The sequence below is a fragment of the Bradyrhizobium hereditatis genome, assembly GCF_020329435.1.
Taxonomy (GTDB): Bacteria; Pseudomonadota; Alphaproteobacteria; order Rhizobiales; family Xanthobacteraceae; genus Bradyrhizobium; species Bradyrhizobium hereditatis.
The window spans coordinates 41024-49983 of the sequence record NZ_JAGKJK010000027.1 but is presented as its reverse complement, the minus strand read 5'-3'; the positions used below and the strand labels follow the sequence as shown (position 1 = coordinate 49983).

Here is an 8960-nt window from a genome sequence, read left to right as displayed (position 1 = left end):
CCGCACGCTGCAGGAGAAGCGGATCCATCCCCATACCTTGCGGCATACGACCGCCATCTTTCTTCTGAAGGCGGGCGTCGACTTCGCGACCATTAGTCAATGGCTCGGACATTCGTCGCTGAACACAACGATGACCTATGCAAGGGCGGACATCGATCTCAAACGCCAGGCGCTTATGCAGGTGTTCCCTGAGATCCTCGCACCGCCTCGTGCCGGACACGTCTCTTCTGCGACGATCAACATCGTTGATTGGCTGAAGAGGCTATGACCTACAGGTAAATTATGTGGAGTTGGCGGCCGTCAAAAGCCGGACCGGCGCCGGCTTTCGGCCCTCAACTCCACATCACTGCGGGCTGCACATAAATCGAGGATCAGAAGATCGACGCGCCCGAGCGTGCGCAATAGGCGCGAATGGCGGCCGTCACCGCGCGCCTAAGCGAGATCGCTGAACAGCCGCGGAACGCGTTGATAGAGCACGGAGCGATTGTCGAGGCAGGCCGTGTTGCCGAGCGCGGAGGCGAGCCAGCTCTTGCCGACGCCGGAGGGATCGCAGATCAAGAGATTGGCATGCTGGTCGAGCCAATTGCCATCTGCGAGCCTGGCTAAGAGCGCTCGATCGAGGCCGCGCCGTGCGGTAGTTCGTGCGCAGAAGCCGCTATGAGGATCCCTCCTGCAAAGGGATCAATTGGCCGCATGCTGCAAGTGTTACCGACCTGAAGCTATAGTTCGCCACGTCGCTAAAAATTGATATCTCGGTGATGTGCCGCTCGTGCCGACTGCTCATCCTTCCTAACCGCGATATTGTCCGACAACTTCTTCCGATCGCCGACCTAACTAAGATGATCCGTCAGAAGCGGTCGGTTTTGCGAGGGACCTTTGTGATCATAACGCTTCAGGTCTCCCGCGTTGGCCCAAACCATGGGGCGAGCGCGCAGCAGCTGCTTCGCAGGGGACTCTTCCTGCGGCTCTTCCCAACCATCGTTGCTCCCTACACTGAGGATGAATCAGTCCACGCTGCTAGAACTGGTAGTTATATCGCGGCCTTGCTTGTCCTAAAAGCCGACCGGTTGCATCGGCCTCGAGCGACGCGCGGGAATCATTTAGCTTCGAACGATTGCCTTACGTGGCCCGCGTCCGAAAAAGTCCGATCGCGGATCGCGCTCGAGGTTGGCAAACAAATCAAGGTGCGGCGAATGGGAGCGCAACGAATGTCGAAACGAGATTTTTCTTCGGATGCCTCTCGGAGCGTTTGCCGTAGTCGCTTCAGCGTTAACGGTCCCCACTCCCGATAAACAGACCGTCCGCGCGGCTTAGGAAGGAGACCATCGTGGACATGATGTTCAACATCTCGACATCTTCTCCACTGCGCGGCCGTCTACTTTGCTACACGTGTGCCGATTACCTCATCATCCCTTTCCTCGATCATTGCCGGCGCGAATGGAATAGGAATACCTGATATGACGTTCTCGACAACCGTGGCAGGCGATGCTATCACTGTCCTTGTCAATGATGCCGCCGCCGATAGCTATGTTGCGTTGATCCTTCAGCGCTTTCCTGAGGTGCGCGTCTTGAGCGCCAAGGACGCGGTGTTACTGGATCGCCATATAGCGGAGGCAGACATTCTCCTGGGCCCCCGGTTCCCTGTCGATCTCCTGGCCAAGGCACGTCGGTTGCGCTGGTTCCAGTGCAGCAACGCGGGCATCGACTCGGTCTTACCTATCCGCGATCGCATCGGCGACATTATCGTTACTAACGCTCGGGGTATGCATAGCGAAATCATCGCGGACTTCGTAATCGCGGCCGTGACCATAATGCACTGGGACTTTCCTCGGTTTATTCGGGAACAGTCTCGCAAGAAATGGCATCCGCGAGAAGTCGCGCCGCTCGCGGAGCGGACGCTCGGTATCGTCGGTCTCGGTTCGATAGGCGCCGCGATCGCCCGTCGCGGCAAAACCATCGGAATGACGGTGATTGGCTCGAAACGCGATCTCACGCACCCGATCGCGGTCGTGGATAGGCTCTTCCCGCCAGATGGCCTCGCCGAGCTCCTGCAGCTCTCCGACTTCGTTGTCCTTGCCGTTCCCCACCTTCCGGAAACCGACAAGCTAATCGGTCGGGAGCAGCTTCGGCTGATGCGCCGCACGGCCTTCCTGATCAACATCGGCCGCGGCTCGCTAATTGTGGAGCGCGAGCTCATTGAAGAGCTTCGCGCAGGCACAATTTCCGGAGCCCTCCTCGACGTGTTTGAGCGGGAACCACTCCCGACCGATAGTCCGCTCTGGACGATGCCTAACGTCATCGTCACTCCCCATGTTGCCGGTAATCCGTCCGGCTACAGCACCCGTGTGTTTGAGATCTTCGGCGACAACTTGCAGCGGTTTCTCGAGAAGAAGCCGCTGCGTAACGTAGTCGACCTGATGCGCGGCTACTGACCGAAAACTCTAGCAGAGACAGAGATGACCGTCTCGCTCGGCATTTGCTCTAGAACTGGAGGGCTCTGCTGCCGTTGTCCGGTATCGCGCCAACCCTACGTCCGCCCTTTGAATGAAAGTTTTCGCGAAAGAGGCAGGATCTGCATGCCTGTCGGAACTAGAATATTGGCTCGCTGGGCGCAGGGCATGCTGCTGTCTCAAACCAAGCCTACTCGAGCTCTTTAGCCCGCCAAGCTGTTTGCGACGCGACATTCGGCCACAAGACCGCGAGGGATTCCTGCGTTCGTGCTTGCCCAAGTCCTGCACGGTGCTAGGGGTCAGGGTGAAAGGATGGGAGACGCGTGTGAGAGTCGAGCTGCTGGGCGACTATAAGATCGCCGGATGGTTGAGGCTGGCACTTACTAATCAGAGGTGAGACGTCGATAGGCGTCCGAAGAGCTATCACTGGAGTTTCGGGCATGCATCAGTTCGCCGGAGGGATTTTTCGCTCCTTAGCCAATCTTGCTGCTCGCCTGTTTTGAAACTTCGATTTGCAAATAAATCGAATTGCTGGCGTTTAGGCATGCAGGCACTATGCGCGCATGCGGTATTAAATGACGGAGAAGTCGCTCTTATCGAGGACTGACGGCTTAGTATCGAGCAGGAGAAGCGGCAAAACAATCGAGGTATCAAGCCATCGACAATCTCAATGCAATTGCTCGCGCTTTGGCGGAGCACGGTGTGGTTGCCCGGACTTGATGTGTTCGTATCGACGGCAGGGAGGGGGACGTAGAGTCGAATTTCCAGTTCCTCAGTGAGGCGGCGCTTATCAATCTCAGAGGGACCCGTATCTTGAACAGCATGCCGAGGGCTTGCTCAATTCGCGCGACGGACATGGACGGCAAAGGCTTTCGTTATAGAAGCGGTCCGCACGTGACCGGCCATGTGGCCTCCTCATACTGCACCAGTCCCTTTGCAAAGCCAAACAGCCCGATTCTGCCTGGCGTGGGCGGCGGCATGTTTCCACGTCCATACTGTGTAGAACCCCGTGGCGCCCGATTCCTAAATGCCTGTTCCCGATCAAGGGCGCGCTTATGCTGTGGCTGGTCATCACTTCGGACCGTATAATAGAGTGAACTAGACCGGCTGGGGGAGACCGGCGCATTGCCGGCAAAGTGATGGCTCCCATTGCGCTCGGGTATGTTGATGAAGATATCGTGGCGGTGTTTGGGAGCTCTACAAAGATCGCTTTGCGGCCGAAGCGAAACTTGCCCACCATTACCGTGGGGAGATCTCCAACACGGAGGTCTCACTTCCGGCTCTGCACGGCTTCTTCAAGGCAAGTGCGCTCCGCTTGAAGGACAAGGCACCCGAAGATGTGCTTGCATCGTTTCATTGCTCCTCGCCCGTCTTCTCGTGAGCGAAAAGGGCGTCGGTTTGCGGTAATCTTGTGTTTCGTGCGTGTTTCGGCAATTCTCGGACAGCCATTTCGGTAATTCGCGGACAGCGATTTCAGTAATTCCGGGACAGGGATTCCGCTAATTCGCGGACAGTTTATGGGGTTGGTTTTCGGGAGCGCCGTTCAGGCAATGTTCCCTATCAGACTGAGTTTGAGAGGGGCGATGCCGAGACGGAAGCAAGCGAAACGAACCACCGTCAAGGACCTACGATCGATCCTAAGGCTGACGTACGAGCAAGACCTGTCGGTTCGGGCGATCTCGGAACGGCTGCAGATCAGCAAGACCTCGGTTGCCACCTACCTGCTGCGGGCGCGTGAAGCGGGTTTGAGCTGGCCGCTGCCGGCGATTTACGAGAGCGAGGCGGCATTGCAGCGGGCTCTGTTCCGGCGGGTCGCGCGGCCTCCGCAGGACTTGAGCGAGCCCGAGTGGCCGCGGGTGGCGCAGGAGCTCAAGCGCAAGGGCGTGACGCTGACGCTGCTTTGGCAGGAATACCGGACGGCCCATCCCGACGGTTACGGTTACACCTGTTATGTTGCGGTCAGATTTATGTTGTGCAAGGAGCTATAATTGCGGGGAGCCTGAACACTGTGGGCATTGTTCACGCAATATAATTCGACGTCTGGGTAGCGAACCATTTGTCCAATGGAGGCTTGCTATGGATCAGACGATTTATTCCATCCTCTTGACCGTGCCCACCGTGATGACGCGCCATTCACCGACGAGCGGTACCGGTACCTTCGCCACCGTGCAGAAGGCGGCGCGACCGCAGCTTCTCTTAGACTCAAGCGGAACGAGCTGTTGCGGATTGCCGCATATCTCGGTCCAGATGCTTCGGAGGGCATCGATATCGAGGCGCTCCAACGGATCGCGACCGAGCGTCTGCGCCTGACGGGGGCTATCACCGCAGCACGAAGAGTGGTCGACATCGGACGACCTTGGCTTCGATTTCTCGGTTGGTGGCGTGAACCAACCGTCGTGTTTCAGTACCAGAGCCAACTCGACCAGTATGTGACATGGATGCGCAATGAGCGCGGATTCTCGCCATCGACGGTGTAGCAATGGAGCCGGATAATCGGCAGTTTCCTGCGCTGGTGCGACAAAACCAACCGGCAACTCAGGGATCTTCAGCCTGAAGACGTCGACGCCTATTTCGTCGCCAAGGCGACGGGACGATGGTCCCGCGTTTCGGTGGCCAGCACAGCCTCTGCCTTGCGGGGATTTCTGCGCTACGCGGCAGAGCGGGGAATGTGTACGGACCGCGGCCTCGATTTGCCGGCCTCGGCTCTATCGTCAGGAGTCGCTGCCGTATGCCCCAGATTGGTGCGACGTGCAGCGCATGTTGGGTGATCGTGCGATCCTGCTGTTGCTCGCGGTCTACGGGATGCGCAGCGGCGAAGTGGCGGCATTGCGCCTCGATCAGATCGACTGGCCCGGTGGGACGCTACGGCTTTTCCGCCTGAAGCGCCGCCAGCCGCAGATCTACCCGCTGGTTCCCTTTGCGGCTGAGGCGCTCGCCCGCTACATCGACACGGTGCGGCCGCTATCATCGTGCCCGGAAGTGTTCCTCTGGATGCACGCGCCCCGTCGACCGTTGAAGGCAGGGAGCACCTATGATGTCGCTAACCGCAGATTTGTTGCACTTGGAATCGACGCTGCCCACCGCGGTGGCCATGCGTTGCGCCACGCCTGCGCCTCCCGGCTTCTTGCCGAAGGTCGGTCGAGGAGATCGGGGACCATTTGGGACATCGCAGCGCGGCGTCAACCAGCATCTACGCCAAGGTGAACATGCAGGCGCTTCGCGAGGTCGGAGCGTTCGACCTGGGAGGCCTCCAATGATGCTCACCCATGTTGTCGACGCCTATCTGGCCAAGCAGCGGTCACTGGGGGAGCGTTTCGAGTCCGCTGACGTTCTGCTCCGCAGGTTCTGCCGAGCGATGGGCAATCGAGATAAGTCACCCCAGAGGCGGTAGCCGAGTTCCTCCAAGGCAAAGGATCGCTCAGTGCCACCTGGATGCTGCGATATAGGGTTCTGAGCGGCCTTTATAGATTCGCCATCAGTCGCGGGTACGCGGCATCCTCCCCACTGCCGACAACGTTTCCAAAGCTACCGCCGCAACAAACGCCCTATGTTTATTCCACGGAAGAACTGCGCCGCCTGTTGGACGCGACCTCGATCCTGAAGGTTGGGCATCGCCCTCACGTGCCAGCTATGTACCGTACGCTCCTCTTGTTGCTGTACGGAAGCGGCATGCGCATTGGCGAGGCGCTTCGTTTGGTCTTGCAAGACGTGGATCTGACCGATCAGGTCATCACCGTCCGTGACACGAAGTTCTTCAAAACGCGCCTCGTGCCAATCGGACCAAAGCTCAACCAGGAATTGGTCGAGTACGTCGAGCGCCGTCGCCGGCTCCCTCTGTCGCGCGGGCAAGAATCTCCATTATTCACTACGCGCGGCAGTCGATCGTGGCACTATGTGCGGGTCATCTCCTGGTTTCAGGATGTCCGCCGAGCCGCCGGAATCAGTTGCCCTGTCGGCGAGCCTCGACCTCCACGGCTGCACGATATTCGCCACACAGCCGCGGTGCACCGGGTGATCGCATGGTATCGCTCCGGTCAGGAGGTGCAGCGACTGCTTCCGCAGCTCGCAAGCTACCTTGGCCACATCGATATCCGTTCAACCCAGCGCTATTTGCAGATGACGCCGGATCTCCTCCAGGCGGCTAGCGAGCGCTTTGCTCTGTACGCGATGGAGGCCGACCATGAAGGATAAGAGCCTGCTTGGTCCGTGGATCCGGCGGTTCTTGCTGGAACATCTGGTCGCCGAGCGCAATCTTTCCCCAACACCCAAGCCAGCTACCGCGACACGCTGACATTGTTGCTGCCGTTTGCCAGCAAGCAGGGAGGCTGCGCCATCGATCGCATGACCGTGGAAGAGCTGACGCCGGAAGTCGTCCGCAAGTTCCTGGACCACCTGGAGCGCGATCGCCAGTGCAGCGAGGTCACCCGCAACCAACGGCTGGCGACCATCCATTCACTGGCGCGCTTTATCGGGACGCGTTCGCCGGTCCACCTGGCCTGGTGCTCCGAGATACGGGCAGCGCCGTTCAAGAAGACGGCCAAGACCGCGATCGGATACCTCGAAAAGGCCGAGATGGACGCGTTGCTAAACCAACCTGACAGACGCACGAGTCTTGGGGTGCGCGGCCGATGAGGCAGCAAGATTGACGGTCGGCAATCTCCAACTGGGTGCGTCCCCGTCAGTGCGACTTCACGGCAAGGGAAACAAGGTCAGAATCGGTCCATTGTGGTCAACGACGGCAACTTCGTTGAAGGTGAAGCGGTCTTTCTTGGGCGGACGAACCAGCCTTTGACGCGCTTCGGAGTACGCCGTCTCGTGACGCAATATGCCGCTATGGCGGGCGAAACGGTGCCGACGTTGGCGACGAAGCGCGTGAGCCCACATACGGTTCGGCACACAACGGCCGTGTGCCTGCTGCGCGCCGGCGTCGACATCAACACGATCCGTGCCTGGCTGGGCCACGTGTCATTAGACACCACGCACATCTATGCTGAAGTCGACCTGGAGATGAAAGCAGAGGCGTTAGCCAGGGTCGATATCAGCAGCCTGAGGCCGCCCGCCTCGGCAACCCTCTCTCCCGTCGTTGATGGGCTTCCTGAAGGCCCTGTAGGCCGAAGGTCACACTCTTATGTTGCGGGGCGACCCGAGGAAGTTGGCGAAATCCTTGGCTCACTCCAGCAGCGACAACATAAATCTGGCCGCAACATAACGGCTGTAGCCATAGCCGTCGGCGTGCTCCGCGCGACCTCCCACAGCAGCAGCAGCGTGACGCTGCGCCGCTTCAGTTCCCGGTGCACCTGGGTCCAGTCGGGCAACGGCCGCGCCGGCTTCTCCTCGAATGTCGGCGGCGTGAACAGTCGGCGCTCGAGCTCGCCGTCGTCCATCCCTTCCGGCACCGGCCAAGTGATGCCGATCACGGCAGCCCGCCGCAGATACTCGCCAACCGTCGATCGGCTGATGCCGACGGTGACGGCGATCTGCCGCTCGCTCACGCCAAGGGCGTGCCGCAGTCTCAAAACTTCTCGAACCTTCCGCATCGGCGCTCTCTCCCCTTGCTTGGCCGCAAAGGGGGGTGGTCCGCGATTCGATCGCCGTCTTCGAGAGCCTCAGGCCGGTCTCAACAGGGTGGCCGGCTTCGATCGGAACGGGTGGCCGACTTCCGTCGGAATCGGCGGCCGGATTGCGTCGGAATCAGTGGCCGGCTTGCATCGGATTACGCAGCTCAAGCCGGGGCAAGAAGGCAAGATCAGTCGTCGTCATCACGATCTGCCCAACCTGCGCCAGAATCATTGGCAACGCGAATTTTGCAATTTCGCCCTGTTCGACAGTAAGTCATGGCCGGCTGCCTGTCTCGTAAGTCCGAGGGAGAATCTGGTATCGATTTTGGTCCGGCTATCTTATCCCATGGAAGCCATGACACCCAAAGCATGCCTTCTTTCCTCGAGATCAATCCCTTTGCGGCTCCAATTCCCGATGGCCGGAGGACATACAAGCAGTACTGTGCAGCTGCGCGTCACACGCTTAGGGCGCGTCATCGGCGTGAACCTGGTCGGAGCCTGCGTGTAGCGGTTGCTCGCATTCTCAGGAGAGCAACTCCGTCACCTTGCCCTGGGTTTCAATGTGCCGCCGCGCCGAAACAGATCGATCACCGATTTTCGCGCAACGGACGACGGCAACTGGATGAGGTATCGATCGATTGGCGCGATGATGTGGTGCGCAAGGGAGCATTGAGAAAGATACCGTCGTTCCAGCATTCGAATTTGCGCGCGACGCTAGCGCGAACTGAAGACAACAATCGTACTAGCCATCACAGCGACCCTCGGCATCCGATGCCGCTCCGGGACAACGATATCAATTATCGATATGCATCCATGTGAGCAGCCAAGGTGACCATAGGCCTGAGTGCTAATTCAAATTCTGTAATGGACCCGACATGCCCTTACACAGGTCATGCCACCTGCCACTAGGCTTAGGCTAGGTTAGAGCTGACGTGCCAAAGCTCCATGTTGT

9 protein-coding genes and 3 pseudogenes are annotated in these 8960 nt (G+C 59.1%); 10 read left to right on the top strand and 2 right to left on the bottom strand.

Annotated features, from left to right (window positions below):
• The coding region (locus J6524_RS35130) for a tyrosine-type recombinase/integrase (RefSeq protein WP_225678466.1) at positions 1-268 on the top strand (268 nt) is incomplete at its 5' end.
• Between the two features lie 95 nt (positions 269-363).
• On the opposite strand, the pseudogene J6524_RS35125 reads toward J6524_RS35130, so the two are convergent.
• Positions 364-633: pseudogene (locus tag J6524_RS35125) on the bottom strand (ATP-binding protein); the annotation flags it as partial.
• Positions 634-1457: 824 nt separating this feature from the next.
• On the opposite strand from J6524_RS35125, the gene J6524_RS35120 reads away from it, so the two are divergent.
• From J6524_RS35120 to J6524_RS37225, 9 genes and pseudogenes are all read left to right on the top strand, one after another.
• A complete protein-coding gene (locus J6524_RS35120) occupies positions 1458-2432 on the top strand; it encodes a D-2-hydroxyacid dehydrogenase (protein ID WP_225678465.1) in 975 nt (324 codons plus the stop codon).
• A gap of 840 nt (positions 2433-3272) precedes the next feature.
• Entirely contained in the window at positions 3273-3539 is a 267-nt protein-coding gene (locus tag J6524_RS38100) for a carbamoyltransferase N-terminal domain-containing protein (RefSeq protein ID WP_376712117.1), read from the top strand.
• Between the two features lie 494 nt (positions 3540-4033).
• Positions 4034-4402: pseudogene (locus J6524_RS35110) on the top strand (sigma factor-like helix-turn-helix DNA-binding protein); the annotation flags it as partial.
• A gap of 267 nt (positions 4403-4669) precedes the next feature.
• Positions 4670-4927: a hypothetical protein gene (locus J6524_RS35105; protein WP_225678463.1), complete on the top strand. Its 258-nt coding sequence runs from the start codon at positions 4670-4672 to the stop codon at positions 4925-4927.
• Between the two features lie 12 nt (positions 4928-4939).
• Positions 4940-5218: a site-specific integrase gene (locus tag J6524_RS35100; RefSeq protein ID WP_312002531.1), complete on the top strand. Its 279-nt coding sequence runs from the start codon at positions 4940-4942 to the stop codon at positions 5216-5218.
• Positions 5208-5654 (top strand): tyrosine-type recombinase/integrase, encoded by a 447-nt coding sequence (locus J6524_RS35095; protein ID WP_225678462.1) that lies wholly within the window; start codon positions 5208-5210, stop codon positions 5652-5654. The genes J6524_RS35100 and J6524_RS35095 overlap by 11 nt, the downstream gene beginning before the upstream one ends.
• A 228-nt stretch (positions 5655-5882) precedes the next feature.
• Complete coding sequence (locus J6524_RS35090; protein WP_225678461.1) at positions 5883-6641, top strand: tyrosine-type recombinase/integrase; 759 nt, start codon at positions 5883-5885, stop codon at positions 6639-6641.
• Between the two features lie 15 nt (positions 6642-6656).
• Positions 6657-7082 carry a site-specific integrase gene (locus J6524_RS35085; RefSeq protein ID WP_225678460.1) on the top strand — a complete coding sequence of 142 codons (426 nt, stop codon included), beginning with the start codon at positions 6657-6659 and terminating at the stop codon, positions 7080-7082.
• 93 nt (positions 7083-7175) lie between these two features.
• A pseudogene (locus tag J6524_RS37225) lies at positions 7176-7391 on the top strand (tyrosine-type recombinase/integrase); the annotation flags it as partial.
• Between the two features lie 185 nt (positions 7392-7576).
• On the opposite strand, the gene J6524_RS35075 reads toward J6524_RS37225, so the two are convergent.
• Positions 7577-7987 carry a sigma factor-like helix-turn-helix DNA-binding protein gene (locus tag J6524_RS35075; protein ID WP_225678471.1) on the bottom strand — a complete coding sequence of 137 codons (411 nt, stop codon included), beginning with the start codon at positions 7985-7987 and terminating at the stop codon, positions 7577-7579.
• Positions 7988-8960: the final 973 nt, after the last annotated feature.

Coding starts and splice junctions, on each gene's coding strand:
- J6524_RS35120 (WP_225678465.1), top strand. CDS start 1,458: ATGACGTTCTCGACAACCGTGGCAGGCGATGCTATCACTGTCCTTGTC.
- J6524_RS38100 (WP_376712117.1), top strand. CDS start 3,273: ATGCCGAGGGCTTGCTCAATTCGCGCGACGGACATGGACGGCAAAGGC.
- J6524_RS35095 (WP_225678462.1), top strand. CDS start 5,208: ATGTTGGGTGATCGTGCGATCCTGCTGTTGCTCGCGGTCTACGGGATG.
- J6524_RS35090 (WP_225678461.1), top strand. CDS start 5,883: ATGCTGCGATATAGGGTTCTGAGCGGCCTTTATAGATTCGCCATCAGT.
- J6524_RS35075 (WP_225678471.1), bottom strand. CDS start 7,987: ATGCGGAAGGTTCGAGAAGTTTTGAGACTGCGGCACGCCCTTGGCGTG.